This window comes from Candidatus Pantoea bituminis, from assembly GCF_018842675.1.
Classification (GTDB): Bacteria; Pseudomonadota; Gammaproteobacteria; order Enterobacterales; family Enterobacteriaceae; genus Pantoea; species Pantoea phytostimulans.
Map to the genome: position 1 here is coordinate 32531 of NZ_JAGTWO010000002.1, position 16630 is coordinate 49160.

General features: G+C 57.2%; 12 protein-coding genes and 3 pseudogenes. 14 read left to right on the plus strand and 1 reads right to left on the minus strand.

The window, feature by feature from the left end; translation table 11 throughout:
• Positions 1-3 precede the first annotated feature (3 nt).
• The 14 genes and pseudogenes from traF to KQP84_RS02040 form a co-directional block, all read left to right on the plus strand.
• Positions 4-495, plus strand: a complete 492-nt coding sequence (gene traF / locus KQP84_RS01975) for a conjugal transfer protein TraF (protein ID WP_252515136.1) — start codon at positions 4-6, stop codon at positions 493-495.
• Between the two features lie 67 nt (positions 496-562).
• Positions 563-1939: a conjugal transfer protein TraH gene (locus KQP84_RS01980; protein ID WP_215845011.1), complete on the plus strand. Its 1377-nt coding sequence runs from the start codon at positions 563-565 to the stop codon at positions 1937-1939.
• The gene (gene traG / locus KQP84_RS01985) at positions 1929-4778 is read left to right on the plus strand and encodes a conjugal transfer mating-pair stabilization protein TraG (protein WP_215845012.1); all 2850 of its coding nucleotides are present in this window, start codon (positions 1929-1931) and stop codon (positions 4776-4778) included. The genes KQP84_RS01980 and traG overlap by 11 nt, the downstream gene beginning before the upstream one ends.
• A gap of 5 nt (positions 4779-4783) precedes the next feature.
• Positions 4784-5314 (plus strand): hypothetical protein, encoded by a 531-nt coding sequence (locus tag KQP84_RS01990; protein ID WP_215845013.1) that lies wholly within the window; start codon positions 4784-4786, stop codon positions 5312-5314.
• A 153-nt stretch (positions 5315-5467) separates the two neighbouring features.
• Positions 5468-6306: pseudogene (locus KQP84_RS24990) on the plus strand (DUF6012 family protein).
• 173 nt (positions 6307-6479) lie between these two features.
• Positions 6480-8498, plus strand: a complete 2019-nt coding sequence (traD, locus tag KQP84_RS02000) for a type IV conjugative transfer system coupling protein TraD (RefSeq protein ID WP_215845015.1) — start codon at positions 6480-6482, stop codon at positions 8496-8498.
• A 157-nt stretch (positions 8499-8655) separates the two neighbouring features.
• Positions 8656-9650: pseudogene (gene mobF, locus KQP84_RS02005) on the plus strand (MobF family relaxase).
• Positions 9619-10719 carry an ssDNA-binding domain-containing protein gene (locus KQP84_RS25920; RefSeq protein WP_215845018.1) on the plus strand — a complete coding sequence of 367 codons (1101 nt, stop codon included), beginning with the start codon at positions 9619-9621 and terminating at the stop codon, positions 10717-10719. Before mobF ends, KQP84_RS25920 begins: the two are co-directional and overlap by 32 nt.
• A complete protein-coding gene (locus tag KQP84_RS02020) occupies positions 10716-13775 on the plus strand; it encodes an AAA family ATPase (protein WP_309140120.1) in 3060 nt (1019 codons plus the stop codon). Before KQP84_RS25920 ends, KQP84_RS02020 begins: the two co-directional genes overlap by 4 nt.
• 4 nt (positions 13776-13779) lie before the next feature.
• Positions 13780-13929 carry a hypothetical protein gene (locus tag KQP84_RS02025; RefSeq protein WP_215845019.1) on the plus strand — a complete coding sequence of 50 codons (150 nt, stop codon included), beginning with the start codon at positions 13780-13782 and terminating at the stop codon, positions 13927-13929.
• The gene (locus KQP84_RS25740) at positions 13929-14054 is read left to right on the plus strand and encodes a hypothetical protein (protein ID WP_256449259.1); all 126 of its coding nucleotides are present in this window, start codon (positions 13929-13931) and stop codon (positions 14052-14054) included. Before KQP84_RS02025 ends, KQP84_RS25740 begins: the two co-directional genes overlap by 1 nt.
• On the plus strand, positions 14054-14290 hold the full coding sequence (locus KQP84_RS02030) for a hypothetical protein (RefSeq protein ID WP_215845020.1): 237 nt from the start codon (positions 14054-14056) through the stop codon (positions 14288-14290). The genes KQP84_RS25740 and KQP84_RS02030 overlap by 1 nt, the downstream gene beginning before the upstream one ends.
• A gap of 75 nt (positions 14291-14365) precedes the next feature.
• The gene (locus KQP84_RS02035; protein ID WP_215845021.1) at positions 14366-14722 is read left to right on the plus strand and encodes a DUF6404 family protein; all 357 of its coding nucleotides are present in this window, start codon (positions 14366-14368) and stop codon (positions 14720-14722) included.
• Positions 14723-15047: 325 nt separating this feature from the next.
• Positions 15048-15558: pseudogene (locus tag KQP84_RS02040) on the plus strand (recombinase family protein); the annotation flags it as partial.
• 96 nt (positions 15559-15654) lie between these two features.
• On the opposite strand, the gene KQP84_RS02045 reads toward KQP84_RS02040, so the two are convergent.
• Positions 15655-16524, minus strand: coding sequence for an SDR family oxidoreductase (locus KQP84_RS02045; RefSeq protein WP_215845022.1), 870 nt, complete (start codon positions 16522-16524; stop codon positions 15655-15657).
• Positions 16525-16630 lie beyond the last annotated feature (106 nt).

Consider the following 16630-nt stretch of genomic DNA (forward strand, 5'->3'; position numbering starts at 1 on the left):
TCCATGATGTCAAAACTCTTTGCCGTATTGCTGATGCTTACGCCGGTGCTGGCCACGGCCAGCACGATTGATGACATTGCCCGCCTGGAGCAGGCGAAAGAAGGTGCAGACGCGCCCGCGCAGCCGGAAAACCGGTCAGCGAAAAGCGCGCCTGCTGCTGACGCGCAACCTACTCCTGCAAAGCCGGTCTGGTATCACCTGAGCGACGGCCGCCGCGTGGACGTGGGCCACTGGCAGATCGTGCACTTTGTTCGCTCTGACTGCCCGTACTGCCACCGCTTCAATCCGACTCTTAAGTCGGTGTCCGGGCAGACCGGCATCGGTGTGTTCGTTTACAGCTTTGACGGCAAGGGCGATGCGGTGTTTCCGAAGGTCATGCCGGTGAATGACGGCATCCTGAAAGACTTCTTCGCGGAGCTGCCGCAGGCGACGCCCACCGACTTCATTATCAACACGCAGTCGCTGGTAACCATCCCGCTGTCGCAGGGGAAATGAGTGAGGAGGCGCTGAGGCAGCGCCTGGATGAATCGTTCGCGCTGGCCGTGCGTCTGGGGGTGCTGTGATGACTAAATTTGTGTTAAGTGCAGGCGTAGCTGCTGGCCTGCTGTTCTCCGCTGCGGCGAGCGCGGACGTGCAGAACGACATTAATAAATTCTTTAACGACATGGGCGGTGGCGGCGGAAACTACACGCAGGCGGCCGCCTGGCAGGGCCAGTCAGCGGGCTACCTCACAGGCGGAAACCTGTTTATCCGCACGCCGGTGCGCAACATCCAGCTGATCTCGGTCACGCTCCCGGACATCAAGTCGGGCTGCGGCGGCATCGACGCTTATCTCGGCTCGTTCAGCTTCATTAACAGCGACAGCATCAAAATCATGGGTAAGCAGATCCTGAGCAACGCCGCTGGCTACGCCTTTGACCTCGGGCTGGAAACCATCTGCCCGCAGTGTAAGGCGGTTAAGGACTACCTGCAGAAGCTCGCGGCGGATACCAACAACATGAATATTTCCACCTGTCAGGCGGCGCAGTCCATCGTCGGCGGACTATGGCCAAAAACACAGGCAGCGAGTTCCCAGATTTGCCAGGACCTTGGCACCAGGCACGATGTGTTCTCAGACTGGGCTGCCTCCCGCCAGGGCTGCGGCGTCGGCGGAGAAACTAACAGCGTGTTCGATAAGGCGACCGACGAAGAGAAAAAGCGCATCCCGCGTAACCGCAACCTGACCTGGGACACGTTCACGAAGCTCAACCAGTTTTTCAGCAACGATCGCGCGCTGAAGGAGTTCATTATGTCGATGGTCGGTACGGTGATTTATGACGCTAATGGCAACCCGACGTTCCTGCAGCCGCGCGGAGGCAGCGAGTCGATGTTCAATACGCTACTGAACGGAGGCACCGAGAAAATCTACCGCTGCAACGACAACACAACCTGCCTGTCGCCCACGATCGCGGAGCTCACGCTCTCAGAAGATGAGGGCATGACCGGCCGGGTACGCGACATGCTCAACGACATCTTCGACAAAAGCCGCACCGACACAGCGCTTAACGATAACGAAAAGGCGCTTATCAGCAGCACCCGTGTGCGCATCCTGCGCTACACCATCGACTCCGCGTCGGTGGGCATGGATCAGAGTGTGGTCAGCAGCCTGGCAGAGTACATCGCAGCCGATATGGTGATGTCCTACATCAACGGCCTGATCGACGTAGCCGCGAGCGGGGCAGCAGGCACGCTCGATACCGAAGAAGAGAACAAGCACTTTCGCGAGAACCTGCGTCAGGTGCGCAATGAGCTGAGCCAGCGCGTCGCGCGCATCCAGGTTCAGCAGAACGGGCTGGCAGAGTATGACCGCAGCCTGTCAGAAACGCGCCAGCAGCTCTCGTCATCCGTTTCCGACAGCGTGCTGTCGAACTATCAGTTCGGGGGTAAGCATGGCGCTTGATATATGGGTGGTCAGCTCCGGCGGCATGATCACAATGGGCCTCAACGCGGTCGCCACGGTGATGGAAAACGGCGGCTGGAAAAGCACAATCTGGGTGGCAGAGATGCTGGGCATTGCCTTCTGCGTGATGACCTACCTGCGCACGCACAGTCTGGGCGCGATGTTTGGCTGGGGAATGACGTTCGTGCTGGTCACCGCGCTGCTGCTGACACCAAAGGTCACGGTGGTGGTCAACGACCTGACCGCCCCGGACACTATCGGGCGCGTCGATAACGTGCCGGCGGGACTTGCTCTGCCGCTCTATCTGGCTACTGGTGTGGGCTACACGCTCACGACCACCTATGAAGACATCTTTCACTTCCCGGACGAGCGCTCCTACACAAAAACCGGCATGCTCTTCGCGAGTAAGCTGATGCAGGACAGCTTCACCATCGACAGCCGCAACCCGGTGCTGGCTTATAACATGGGTGAGTATGCGAAAAATTGTGTGGTCCCGGACATCATGCTGAACCACAAGTACAGCATGCAGGACGTGATGGAGTCCGGGGACGTGCAGGCGCAGATATTCGGCAACCCGAGCCGGCTGCGCGCCATCTACTGGCGCGACGCTAACGGCACTACGTTTATGGTCTGCCGGGACGCGGCACCACGCCTGAAAACTCTGCTGACAGCGGAGAGTAACAACACCGGCAGCACGTTCATGGCCCATGCGGCCCGCATGCTGCCGGGCAATAACGCGCCGCAGACGGTATACGCCGAACAGCTGGCAGGGTCCTATGAATACTTTCTCGGCAGCAGTAAGTCAGCGCAGGCGATTATGATGCAGAACATTGCCGTTGCGGGCCTGCGTCGCGGACTGAACAGCTACGTAAAGGGCATGAACGACACCGCCTCGATGGTGGACATAGCTTCCGAGCAGTCGCTTATGAAGCTGCGTCTTTCGCACGCGGTAAGCTACACCATCGCGACCGAGGTGCTGCCACAGCTACACACTGTGCTGCTGCTGTTCTGCATCTGCATTTTCCCGGTGATGGTGCTGGCGCTTTACGTACGGGAAATCGCATGGTCCGTCATCAAAAGCTACCTGAATTTTATGGGAAGTCTGATGCTGTGGCCGGTGATGTTCGCCATCTTTAACTTTGCGGTGAACTACAGCACGCAGAGCAGCTTTCACGCAACGGGCCCGACGCTCTCCAACATGAACCGCCTGATGGAAACCAGCACCACCACGGCAGGCATCGCCGGATGGCTGATGCTGTCTATTCCGTTCCTTGCGTTCCGCCTGTTCACCGGGCTGGGCCAGAGTTTTGCAAGCCTGAGCTCCAGCCTGGGCAGCGCGCTCAGCAGCGCGTCGGCGGCAGACTCCGGTGCGGTGGCGTCGGGGAATGTGAGCGTGGGTAACGTTCAGATGGATAATATCAACGGGCACAAAACGGACCTGAACCGTGCCTACCGCGAGGGGATGACTACGATGCAGCTTGGCAATGGTGCCATGCGAACCATGACGCAGGACGGGCAGACGGTGTATGACTCGTCCGGCGCAACCAGCCGCCTGCCGGTTGATCTACATCTTGACCGCAATCTGGCGAGCGCAGCGCAGCGCTCAGTTCGCGACAGTATGGCGCAGACCGAGATGGCAGCGCAGGGCTACAACCACTCGGTGCAGGAAACGGGCTCGCAGCTTAAGCAGTTCCATGAGCAGTTTGGCAATAGCGACTCGAAAACGCTGTCGGCTTCAACCGGCATGAGCATCACTGATGCAGAACGCGTAAACAAAATGCAGAACGTGGCGCAGGACTATGCAACCCGTAATAATATCAGCCTGAATGAGGCGTACTCGGAGCTTGAAGATAAATCCCGAAGCGCCTCAGTAAACACTGGAGCACGAACTCAGGCTGGTATTGATTCAAGTAAATCACTGTGGGGCAAAGCGGGTGAATGGGTCACTGGTGCTTCGATCAAAGGTGATGTTCACGGCGGTACAGAATTGACAGGGAGAACAGGTTCAACATCGCAAACTTCACAGGGAGGACAAAGCGGAAACGATAACTCGCAAACCATCTCTGCACGCGAATCACAGGACTTCAGTCAGGGTATGGATGTGCTGCGAAACTACAGCACTACCTATAATGGCCAGCACGTTGATAACAACGCGTCCGGCCTGATGAACCAGATCTCTTCCGGCATCACCACCTCTGACAGTAAATACGCGCAGTACACGGCCAGTCAGTCGCATACGCACGAAATGCAGAAGATGGCCTCCGAGACTGAAACGCTCAGCGCAGGTGCACGTGACAACTACACGCAGCAGTTTGTGGAATGGGCACAGAAGCGGGCGCCGGGGGATGCTGAAACCATCCTTACTAACACGTCCGATGAAGGCGTTCAAAAGCAGCGTGATGGTCTGGTGCAGGAGTTCTTTGCAGAGAAGTTGCAGGGCCGCATTGACGGAGACTATGCGCATAACTCAGGAAGCACGGGGGAAGGTATGGGCGCACCGGCGAATACAGCAGGCGCTCAGTTTGGCGGCGCATATAACAGCGCAAATCAGAGCATTGAGGCTGGAGTGGCCAAAAACAGCATACGCACAGATGTTCACAACGATGTTGAGGAGCAGCAGGCTATGGTTAAGAATAAATCTAATGAAGCTAATGGAGCCATTGTAAAGGCTAAAGGTGAAACAGATAGCGGTATAGCGTCACGTATGGGAGAGTATACTACGAGTGCGAATAACTATTCCGATAACAAGTTGGCCGCTGATAAACAGCAAGATGATTTATTAGTTAACCCCTTTAAAAATCATACCCATAAAGATTACAAAGGGAATGGTAAGGAGTAATTGATATGATGACATATGCGCAAATTGAAAGGGATTCTAAAGAGATAATAAACTCAATGAATTCGGCGGAGAGGGAGGTTCCCAGTTTTTTTGGGATGTTCGGTAAAGTTAAATATCACTTTATTGCATACTGTGTGCTCGGTGGGTTGAGTTACTTTTCTCTGCCCCAACCAAAAAACGTTGGCTTATGGCTTTTCTTTGTGGCTTTTGGCTTATTCCACTGGCTTGTGATTTTTTCATTCACAGCATCTTATGCAAGTCTTTTTAATATGGTTAGAACAGAAAAGCTAAAAAACCTAGAGCTGGCAAAAGTGATTACAAGAAAGATCAAAGCCTACGGAACAGTGTGGTTTATACTTTTAGTCTCTTGCGGGCTGCTAGGTGTGGTCACAGAGTGGAGCATTTTACCTCTTGTAATCGGTAACCTTGTTGCTACGTTCTTAATCTTTATTATCTTTAATATGGATATATCGCGGTATCAGATCCCTGCGATCGTTGGAGCTGTAAAATCTTTAAAAATTAAATCTCCGAGTTAAATTCATAAAATAAAGATTGTCGCCCGATTAATCTCGGGTGACCGTCTTTACGCCTACTACTCTAAATATTTTAGAGGTGAATATGTTAATACACTTAACGCCATCTTTTTTCTTAATTACTCTAATATCTCTGTTAACTTAATTGATATCGAAATCCCTGAATTAAGTCTGCACCTCCATGCTGAAAGAGATATTACCGTCCGGTTCCCGTCACCTAATAAGCGTCTGCATTATGTCTGCCGTAAAAAAGGGCGCAAAGCTATTCACGGTATTCTGCTGAATACGGACACTGACGTGACGGACATTACCGTGATAACCCGCAGGGCCGTTCAGGGTGAGGTCTCAGTGCACCGCGTGCATATGCACATCGTCGGCAATGGCGATGCAGTAACGGACGTTATTCACTTGTGGAGCGGCGTTTTCAACACCCCTTACGGGATAAAACCCCGGCTGAGGCCAGAAACTGGATACCGGCATCCTGTCAGCCCCGCCTGACTGTGAACGCTGGCGACAGGCCGTCCGCACGCGAACCGGCTATCTGGCGTCGTGCTGATCCGGCCGGGATTATCCGACAGCATACCGAATACTATACCGCCGCTACCGTAGAGCCTGAGCGCCTCCTTTCTCCTGTGCGTAGCAACAGCCGGTTACCGGCACTGGAAGACGCGTTTGACTGCAAAGTACGGGAATATCCGGACACGCTGCACGTCTTGTATCCCTTCCCGGGTGTAACCGTTTGCCCACTGGCGGAGCATGAGGTGCTTTTTGAAAGCGACCTGAAAGAGATCGGAAAGCTCGAAGCGTTTACTTCGCTCATACAGCCTGTTCTTCAGGAAGTTCGCACTGTGTGTCCGGTGTTTTTCACCAACACGACCAACCTGATGAACTACATCCGCAGGTTTTCCACGCGTTTTAGCGCGCTGAGCGACGCCGAACAGCGGTTTGTTGAAGACCAGATTAATCAGCCATTGTTTCAGGTTTCAGTCAGCTGAGACCGCCCGCCGCACAGCCTGACGCGCCCTGCGTCTGGCGGAGGAGGCGGAACATCACGTCAGCCCATCCGGGCACGTTCGCACCGTAATTAAACCCCGCGCAGCTCTCTGTCTGGCTTTCGCCTGCCCGCAACCCTGCGCGCCTGTCTCTGTTTCCACATAAAGGACTTTCAATGAGCCTCAACGCCCGCGACTTTACCCAGGGCGGTCAGGTGATGAAATACATGATCGGCATGTTTGTGCAGATCATGAATATCGCCTCCTACTGGGTCGTGCTGTTATCAGCGCTGGTATTTTTTGTCTGGATGCTGCTGCGCCTTACTCTGCAGGAGTTTATTCACGGCAGTGCCTACTGGATGGTTAAGTGGTTCGTGATGCCACTGTCAAAATTCTCCGGTGGCAATTCTAAAAGTGGCTGGACCTTTCATTTCCAGCGACCGGACGGTGAAGTGATAGCGTTCAAACACACTGCTCAGCAGGTGATGAATGATCCGTACTTTGTGCAGATGGGTGAGAGCGTTAAAGACGCCGCGTTTTACGGCTGGGGGATTGCAACGTTCTGCTTTGTTGCATCCATCCTCGCTATTACCTGGTTCCTTGGCAACAAAGGTGCAAAACAGCGTGAGAGCGAGCTTACTGGCGGTCGCATTCTTGCGACAAGCCCTGCTGTCGTAAACCGCCTTCTCAAAAAGGCTGGCGTGATGTCGCCGCTCAGCATCTGCGGTTTGCATATCGTCAAAGACTCAGAGATGCAGAACTTTGGCTTTCACGGCACTGTCGGGTCAGGTAAGAGTACAGCACTGAACGATCTGCTGCGCCAGCTGCGCGAGCGCGGTGATCGCGTCATTCTCTATGACAAAGGTAACAACTTTATCCCGACCTTTTTCCGTCAGGATAAAGACAAGATCCTCAATCCATTTGACGTGCGCTGTCCGTTCTGGGACCTGTGGGAAGAGTGCCGGACGGTGGGTGACTTTGAAAACTTCGCCACCTCGCTGTTGCCCGACAGCAGCGGCAGCAGCGATCCGTTCTGGGTCCTCTCAGCCCGTTCGCTGTTTGTGGCCGCCGCGCGGCGCATGGCCCGCGAAAAGAACCGCAGCATCGGTGAGCTGCTGAAAAAACTGATGTCCATCAGCCTGGCGGACCTTCGCCAGTTTCTTGAGGGTACGGACGCGGCTAACCTGGTTGACGGCAGTATCGAGAAAACCGCGATGACCATCCGCACCATTCTCACCACCTACGTTCGCTCACTGCGCTACCTGCAGGGACTGGATGAACAGGGCCGACGCCCGTTCAACATTCGCGACTGGCTGCATACCGAAGACGCGAGCGGTGATAACCCGTGGATTTTTATTTCCAGCGACGGCCAGAACCACAATGCGCTGAAGCCGCTTCTGAGCGCGTGGCTCTACATGACCATGTCCGGGATTCTCGGCCTGAAGGCCGACCGCAACCGTCGCATCTGGATCTTCCTGGACGAGCTGCCGTCCCTGCACAAGCTGCCCATTCTGCCGGAGTTCTGCGCCGAGGGCCGTAAGTTCGGTGGCTGTACCGTTGCCGGCCTGCAGAACTTCCCGCAGCTGGAAGAAACATACGGAACCAACTCGGCTAAATCCATCTGGGACCTGCTGAACACCCGCGTCTTCTACCGCGCGCCCAGCGGCTCAATTGCGGACTGGGTACAGAAGGAAATCGGCGAACAGCGCCATAAGAAGTTCAAGGACCAGTACAGCTACGGCATCGACATCATCCGCGACGGCGTGCAGTTCTCCAAAGATGAGATTAACGAGTTCCTGGTCAGCTATTCCGACGTTCAAAGCCTCAATGACCTGGAGTGCTACATCACCCTGCCAGGTGAATGGCCGGTTGTTCGTATGAAGCTGCCCTGGAAGCCCTACAGGGAAATCGCGGAAGGCCGCATCCCCGGGACGTTGAAGACGTGTTTGATCCGGACATCGAGGCGACGCTGGCGGGCGAAGCCAGCGACAACCAGGCAGGGCAGATTGTCGGGCGTCTGTTTGGTGATGCGACTGAAGCGGAAACGCCCGCAGATGAGCAGAATGCCGGCAACGCCGGGGATACTGCGGGTGCGGAAAACACAGCGGCATCGGCAGCAGGTGCGACGGCACCCGTCGAAACGGCATCAGGTTCGTCAGCACAGTCAGCGCCGGATGAGGCCGGCGGGCGCGTGACAGCACTACCGCCACCCGCAAATCCAGCCGTTCCTGCAGCACCAGCGCCAGCCGCCGCGCCTCCTCCCACACAGCCCGCAGCGGAGAATTCTCTGCAGCAGGTGGACATTGTTAAACATCGTGACTTCGACCCTGACGATCGTTTCTGAGGTACATCATGCTGTCAGTCTCTTCAGTCAAAAACGCCGGCAAAGCCGGCGCTTACTACACCAATGAAGATAACTATTACTTCCTCGGGGAGCAGTCCACAGAGTGGTACGGCACCGGCGCAGAAAATCTGGGCCTTGAGGGCCCGGTTAACCGCGATACCTTCGTGGCAGTGCTGGAAGGCCAGCTGCCGGACGGCACCGACATGCGTCGCATGGAAGGTGGTGTCAACAAACACCGCCCGGGCTATGACCTGACCTTCTCCGCCCCTAAAAGTGCGTCTGTGCTCGCACTCGTGACTGGCGACACCTTTCTGGTGGAGGCCCATAAAGAGGCGGTACGACGCACGCTGGACGAGGTGGAAAAGCTGGCGACCACGCGCACCATGACCGACGGCATCACTGAAATGGAGAAAACCGGCAACCTGGTGATCGCAACCTTCATGCACGATACCAGCCGCAATCTTGAACCTCAGATGCACACGCACGCCGTTGTCGCCAACGCTACGCTGTCAGAAAACGGCTGGAAAACCCTTTCCACTGACATCAACGGCAAACAGGGTTTTACGGACATGGTGTGGAACGAGCAGGTCAGCATCGGTGCGCTCTATCGCGGCCATTACCGCTCCATCATTGAACCGGCGGGCTACCAGACGGAAGACACCGGGCCGCGGGGGAGTGGGATATCACCGGTGTGCCGGTGAAGCCTTTTTCCTCGCGTCGCCAGGACATACTCGATCGGGTCGGCGAAAACGCGACGGCGAAGCAGAAGAGCATGGCCGCGCTGGATTCCCGACAGGCCAAGCACTTTGAAGACCCCGAAACCCTGCGTGAGCACTGGCAGTCGGTGCTGAAGGATACCGGGTTTGATGCGCAGACGTTCAGGGAAGAGCTGGCGGAGCGGCGTCAACAGCGTGAAGCCGAAAGCGCCGGTCAGGAAAAAAGCCGCCACGCCGCCGGTGCTGGAGGGCGCAGTGCGCGAGGCTATCGAGCGGCTGTCGTCTAAAAGCGTGCGCGTCACCTACGACGACGTGATGACCAGCGTGCTCAACCACATCCCGATCGCCCCGGGTGTTTACGGGCAGGCCCGCAGCGCTGTCGATAATGCCATCGGGCGCGGCCAGCTGATTGCCGTGGACAAGAACCAGACGCTGTTCACCACCGCCGTCCACGTCCGGGATGAAGCGCGGCTGGCGCAGCTGGCTGCCGGGCTCGCGGAGAAGCGCGGAGGGCTTGTGGTGCCAGCCGGTGAAAAGGGCGTGCTGGCCCAGGTGGCCGACGCGGACCGGGCAGTGTCGCTCATCGATGTACGCGGGGGCACGCAGTTCGTCAGCGACCTCAACAGCAGCATCATGGCGATGGCCAAAGAGAACGGGAGGCCGCTTGTTGTTGTGGCGGCCGACGGAGCCGCGCGCAAGCGCCAGCTGACCACCTTCGGGGACAGGCCCGGGGTAACGCTCATGACTGCCGAAGAAATGACTGCGGCCGAATTGCCGGCGCGACCGCTGGTCCTGGTTGCTGAGTCCGAGCGCTTTAACACCTCCGGTCTGCACGACGTGCTGAAGACGGCAACGCAGCACGATGGCACCACGCTGGTTACTGACACGCATGCGCGGCGCACGGCGGGCTTTGCCTCCGGGGTGCTGAGCAGTGCGGGGGTGAAGCAGTTCACCGCCACGCCTAAGACCGAGAACGTGCGCGTGACGATGGTGCAGAAGGACACCGTTGAAGACCGGCTCAGTGTGGCGGCGCGCTACTTCGCACATGAAAAGGCGCAGGGACGGGTGGTATCGCTGCAGGCGGGCAACGCGCGCACACGCGACCAGCTCACGTCCCGGGCCCGTGAGGTACTGACCGAAGAGGGACAGCTCGGGCGGGTGCTGGGCGAGGTCACGGTGCGGGTGCCGGTGTGGCTGGACGCCAGCAACCGCAACGACCGCAGCGTGTACCGCGCAGGCATGGTGCTGGAGCAGCATGAAGGGCAGGGGCAGAAATCAGTGTTCACCATCACGGGGGTCAGCGAGCGTCACAACCTGCTGACCCTGAAAGATGAAAAGGGCCAGACGCAGGGGTGAGCATCAGCAGCATCGACAGCCATTACCGGCTTTACCGGGAGAAAAAGCTGGAGCTGCGCGAGGGCGAGCAGCTGCGCGCCACGGCCGATATCGGCAGCCGCGCCAGCAGTGGCGAGCGGCTGATCGTCACCGGCGTGAAGGAAGGGCGCTGGCTTTTTAAAGACACCATCACGATGGAAAACTCAAAGGGCGATCGCGTGAGGCTCGACCGCAACGCGCCGCTCTACGCTGACTACGCCTACGCCGAATCTTTTGGCGCCACCCGACGCACAGAGGGAAGCGTGGTGGCGGTCCTGGCTGGCAAGGAAGTAAACGACGCGACCGTGAACATGCTGCGCCGCAGCGGCTCGGACGTGATCGCGTTCACCCCACTGGATGAGGCGACTATCGGCCGCCGGCTGGAGGAAAACCGGCCGGTTGTCAGCGTAACGCAGGGCATTAAGTCGCTATCGGGCGAAAGTGACCTGACCGACGCGCTGCGCGAGCTTGAGTCCCGGAAGAGGTCCCAGCCGGAGCGCGCGATGAGGCTGGCCATCGAGAAAGCGACCGGCACCGACGTGACGTTCACGGGCGTCCGGGCGCTGGCCGGGGTGATAAACGCCGACCGCAGCATCACGCCAGCGCGCGCGGAGGATGAGCTGTCACGGCTGGTGCAGCGCGGCGAGATTCTCGAACTCAGCGCGGAGCAGGGCGCGGCCGGGAAGTACATCTCCCGCGAGAACTTTGAGAACGAGGTGTCTATCCTGCGCCACGTCGCCGAAGGGAAAAACAGCGTGAAGCCGCTGCTGGCTGGCGGCCTGAGCGAGGAGAAGGCCGCGGGACTGACGGAGGGCCAGCGTGAAGCGGGCAACCTCATCCTGACCACCCGCGACCGCTTTACTGCCATCCAGGGTTACGCCGGGGTGGGGAAAACAACGCAGTTTCGCACCGTGGCTGCGGCGCTCGCCGCCGCAGAGGACGCACCGGACATTCGCGGCCTTGCACCCACGCACCGGGCGGTCAGTGAGCTGTCCGGCGCGGGTATTCCGGCGCAGACCATTGCCAGCTTTCTCAGCGAGAGCAGCCAGTGGCAGGCCGCAGGGCAGGCGCGAGACTTTCACAACACCGTGTTCGTTATCGACGAATCCTCCATGAACGGCAACGCCCAGATGGCCTCCCTGATGAACGTGATCGCCGAAGGCAGGGGCCGCGCGGTGCTGAGCGGTGATCAGGACCAGCTCAAGTCACTGGAGTCCGGCGCACCGTTCGCGCTGGCGCTGGAGCGCAGCGCCGCCGACGTAGCGGTGATGAAGGAAATCGTACGGCAGATCCCGGCGCTGAAGCCCGCCGTAGAGGCTGTCATCGCCGGTAACGTGCGGGAGGCGGTGCGCATTTCGGCGGAAACCAGCCCGCAGAGCGTACCGCGCCAGCCGGGCGCATACATCCCGGAGAGCAGCGCAATGGACGGCAGCAGCCTGGCACCGGCAGGGCGTGCAGGCGCAGGTGGGGAGGCCGAAAAACCTGACCTGACCGGCATGATTGCCGACGACTACGCCGGCCGGACGCCGGAGGCGCGTGACAACACGCTTATCGTGGCGGAGCTGAACGCCGACCGGGAAGCTATCAACAGTGCGGTGCACGCGCGGCTGCAGGCGCAGGGCGCGCTGGGTGACGGTGTCACGGTGCCGCTGCTTGTACGCGTGAACAACAGCAACGCTGATCTGGGCCGGCAGACTTTCTGGGAAGCGCAGGCGGGCAACGTGGTGCGCCGGGGTGAGCAGTATTACCGGATAGGCGAAACCGACGAGGAGAGTGGCGTGGTGCGTATGGCCGGGCTGGACGGTTCAGCAGACCGCTGGATCCGACCCGCCGAGCTGCGCAAGGAGGAAGCGGCGGTGTTTAAGGAAGTGGAGCGGGAAATCAGCCCCGGCGAGAAAATCCGCCTGACAGCAACGGACCGCGACCGCAATCTGCGAGCCAGCGACATGGGAGTGGTCACCGTCATAACGGAGGACGGAAAAATCACGCTCGATACCGGTGATCGCCAGCTCTCTTTCGATCCAGCCGCGCAGTACGCCGACCGCCACATGGACTACGGCTATGCCGTCACCACCTACAGTTCGCAGGGCGCGTCGGTTAAATATCTGATTGGCCTGTTTGGGGAAGAGGGCGCGCGGAAGATGATGGCCGCACTGGACAGCACCTACGTACAGCTTTCCAGGGCAAAAGAACACGTTCAGACCTACTTCGACAACCTGTCCGGCTGGGCCAGTCGGGTGGAGAACAAAAGCGGCCGGCGCCAGACGGTGCACGAAGTGCTTATGCGGGCGGAGGACGTACGGGCAGGCCGGGAAATGCAGGCGTGGGATAAAAGCCTGCCGGTGTCCGGCACGCGTCTGGCAGACCGGGTCGATCAGGACCTGACAGCGGACGCACGGTTTATGGCCGGGAAAACGCCGGAGATGCTCTGGCCGGTCATTAACGAGCACGGCCGGCAGCGCGGAAACTGGCACGTTCCGGTGTCGCCCTCAAGCGGGGAGGTGAATTTTTCAGCCGCCCACTATGAAGGGGCCGCGGACGGCAGCCGTATTGTTCTGCAGCGCGGAGAAAAGCACGGAAAGGTGCTGGAAGCCGCGGACGTAGCGGAGGCGCTCCAGCTGATGAAGGACAACCCGGACAGTCCGGTAGTCCTCTCTGCTGACCACAGTGAACGTTCAGGCGATAAAGGCGCTCCTGCAGAAGCAGCAGCGGCCACATCGGGCGGCGAGGAGCTGGACCGCCGCGAAGCGGGGGCGCTGGAGAAAGCCGTTAAGGCTGCGCTGGGACAGGAGGAGAAAGAGCCGGAACCTGGCGTGCAGGATGACGCGCAAAGCGCCCTGGATGACAGGGAAAGTGAACGCGAGGCGGCGCTGGAAGAGCTGCAGGAAGAGGAGGCATTTGATTACCGCGACTACGACCTGTCGCCGGAGCGGGAGGAGCGCTCCGCAATGATGAACGATGAAGTCAATGTAATGCGCCACGAGCGCAGTGAACCTGAGCCGGAGTTTGGCCATAAATCCCAAAAAACGCTGGAGTAAAACGATGACATTATTGCTGATTGCGGCCACTGTGGCCGTTTCCCTGATGATGCTGATGGACTGGCTGCCTGAATTCAGGACAAAAGGCACGCTGCTTCGCCGCTGGAGCAAGGGGGCGGTGAACCCAGCTGCAGTGAAGTCGTCCAGAGCGTAGTGAACGCGTTTATTCAGGATTTCTCCGACACGCACAATCTGACAGACGCCGAAACGGCGCGCATCCGGGAAATAAAGACCCGCCCGGGCATGATGCCGGTGACCCTGCTGCTGCACCCCATTTGATGAAGCGTGAAAAAGGACGTTTCGTGCGCGGGCGCAACGTCACTGCCATGTTCGTGGCCACGGGCGTAAGCGCCCTTATCATGCCGCCGCTGGCCGGCATGGCGATGCACAACATGAGCCTGTGGCTGCTGCCCTTTCTGAACACGGCGGTATTTTTTGCCGGCCTTCAGTTGCTGCGCTATGCGTATTCGGATGCAGGCCTGATGAACGTGCTGGTTACCGGAAAACCTGACTGAACAAAGGGTTGCGATACTGTTACTGATGCGTATGGTGATGACGTCTGCTGTACGGTTTAAATGGAGGTTTACTGAGTGAAAGATGCAGAATTTAAGCGAAAAACAGAAAAGGCCTTTGCGCTGATGTCTGAGAAAGGCCTGCGTAAAAGCCAGCGTATCCCGGCTACCTACCGGCTGCTGTGGTGGATGGGCATAAAGAAAACCCCCGCACTCTTTGCGAGCTTTGCCAGCAATGTGTGCTTCCTCGGTGTTTATTATGTCGTGTTCTGGGGATGTTGCATGTGGTTTGTCACCTGGCGCCCCCGAGGGTACAGTCCACTGGCCAGCGTGATAACAGCGCTGGTTGCCGGTCTGTTATTTGGGCTCTGCATGGCAGCCGTTTTCCGGTCACGCCGGAAAGCAAAAGGCCTGCCGGACTGGGAAAAACTTTAATCCCGGCTTACTGAGCTTTAAACGGCCTGCCGCCCTGCGGTTGGCCGTTCCCCCGCGTCCAGAATTGAAAATCCCATACGCTCACGACCTCCGATGTGCCCACTGGGGGCAGCCTGGAAAACGAAAAACATCCTTTGCTAAGCTTTTTATACAGGCAGCTGTTCACAGTAACACTTAAAAAACGGTCCGGTATGCTCTGATATTACGTATTAGTACGGTCATTTTAACAACTATTTCCGAAAGTGAATATTTTCTATTTCGTACGCAAAGTAACGCAATGCCATGAATATTTGCACATTACAGGGTACCTACCCATGAATAATATATAGAAAACCAATGTCGTGAAATCGATGCTGCTGGATTTACTATCAGACCTCAGCGTCTGATTGAGGAATATGTCAGTGGGTCTGTGATTGCAAATGAGAGGCCGGGTTCATGTGGCTACTTGACCGTATGGAAAACGGAGACGTGCTGATTGTTACGAAACTTGACCGCCTTGGGCGTGATGCAATGTATATCAGAAAAACAGTTGAGTTACTTGCAGAAACAGAAATCCGCGCTCATTGGGTGACGTTGCTCTGACAAGCCCTGCTGGAAAAATGACGATGCATATTACTTCTGCAGTAGCCGAGTTTGAGCGGGACCTGTTAATGGAGTGTATTCAAGCTGATATTGTACGGGCTAAAGCATCTGAAAAGCGTTGTGGCTGCTCGCCATCCCTTAATAATGAACAAAAGAAGGAAGTGCTTTTGCGTTTTAACGAGGGGAAAAGTATCAGCGCTATTGCCCGGTTATTAAGCACCGCGCACCAAACAATTCTGAGAGTGAAATTGGCAATGAAAGACACCAATTTTGACTCATGTGTATATATTGCTCAGTGCCTGTCAGACAGCATTAAACAGTTACATGAAAATGACCTGCCGCCAGGATAATCACTCAGGGTGTGGTGAAAGAGACCGCATAGTCGCGGATAAAATCATCAAATCGGCGGGGTGCTCTTCCCATAGTCCTTTCAAAATCGCCGCTGGTAAAATCCCCCAGTTAGTTACGTAGGTACTCATGAAGTCAGCGTTGAGGTTTGCCAGCCACTCACCGGCACCCAGACCCTGAAAATACTCTCTGGTCGGTGTCACTGACCGTGTGGTAACCAGTCGACCGGTTGCGTGAGAAATTTTCTGAGCAACGTCTTCCAGTGACAACGTTTCCGGACCGGTCAGTGTGTATATCTGCCCCGCATGTTCATTGCTTACCAGCGCCTGCGCCGCCAGTTCACCGATATCCCGGACATCAATGAGGCCTATCCTGCCGTTATCAAGAAAGTTATCCATGCTCTTTCCGGCAGCGATCGCAGGCGCGGCCATACCGAGTAAATTTTGCATGAAAAAGTGCGGGCGCAGGATAGTCCATTCCATTCCCGAGGCCATCAATTCAGCATCAGACAGGGCGTGAAGCCTCTGTCCCTGGATGGGGGCATTGTATTCGGCGCAGATGACGGAGAGACGAACGATCCGCTTAACCCCCGCTTTACGGGCTGCCCAGACGGCATTTGAGCTCTGCTCTGGCGCGCGGGCTGTGGGCGGATTAACCAGCCAGAGAGTATCAATCCCCTCGAACGCCGCATCCAGCGTCCATGATTTCTCCAAATCGCCGAGCCGTACTTCCAGCCCTTCGGCTTCAAGGGGTTCAACATATTCAGGGTTACGCACGAGTGCGATCAGCCGGTGTCCTTTACCTTTGAGATAATGAATGACCTGACGGGAAACGGTGCCGGTTGCCCCGGTAATTAAAACAGTTTTGCTCATCGTTGTTCCTTAGTTTGCGTGTGCTGAGTTTTCCTTACTTTAATTACCTGTCAGATGATGATAAATAGTCATTTACTTACAGCTTTAAACACCCCGGGTTGGGAAT

Bases quoted from the DNA above. Each gene is read 5' to 3' on its own strand.
- KQP84_RS02025 (WP_215845019.1), top strand. From the start codon at position 13,780: ATGACATTATTGCTGATTGCGGCCACTGTGGCCGTTTCCCTGATGATG.
- KQP84_RS02030 (WP_215845020.1), top strand. From the start codon at position 14,054: ATGAAGCGTGAAAAAGGACGTTTCGTGCGCGGGCGCAACGTCACTGCC.
- traD (WP_215845015.1), top strand. From the start codon at position 6,480: ATGAGCCTCAACGCCCGCGACTTTACCCAGGGCGGTCAGGTGATGAAA.
- traG (WP_215845012.1), top strand. From the start codon at position 1,929: ATGGCGCTTGATATATGGGTGGTCAGCTCCGGCGGCATGATCACAATG.
- KQP84_RS02045 (WP_215845022.1), bottom strand. From the start codon at position 16,524: ATGAGCAAAACTGTTTTAATTACCGGGGCAACCGGCACCGTTTCCCGT.
- KQP84_RS01980 (WP_215845011.1), top strand. From the start codon at position 563: ATGACTAAATTTGTGTTAAGTGCAGGCGTAGCTGCTGGCCTGCTGTTC.
- KQP84_RS01990 (WP_215845013.1), top strand. From the start codon at position 4,784: ATGATGACATATGCGCAAATTGAAAGGGATTCTAAAGAGATAATAAAC.
- traF (WP_252515136.1), top strand. From the start codon at position 4: ATGATGTCAAAACTCTTTGCCGTATTGCTGATGCTTACGCCGGTGCTG.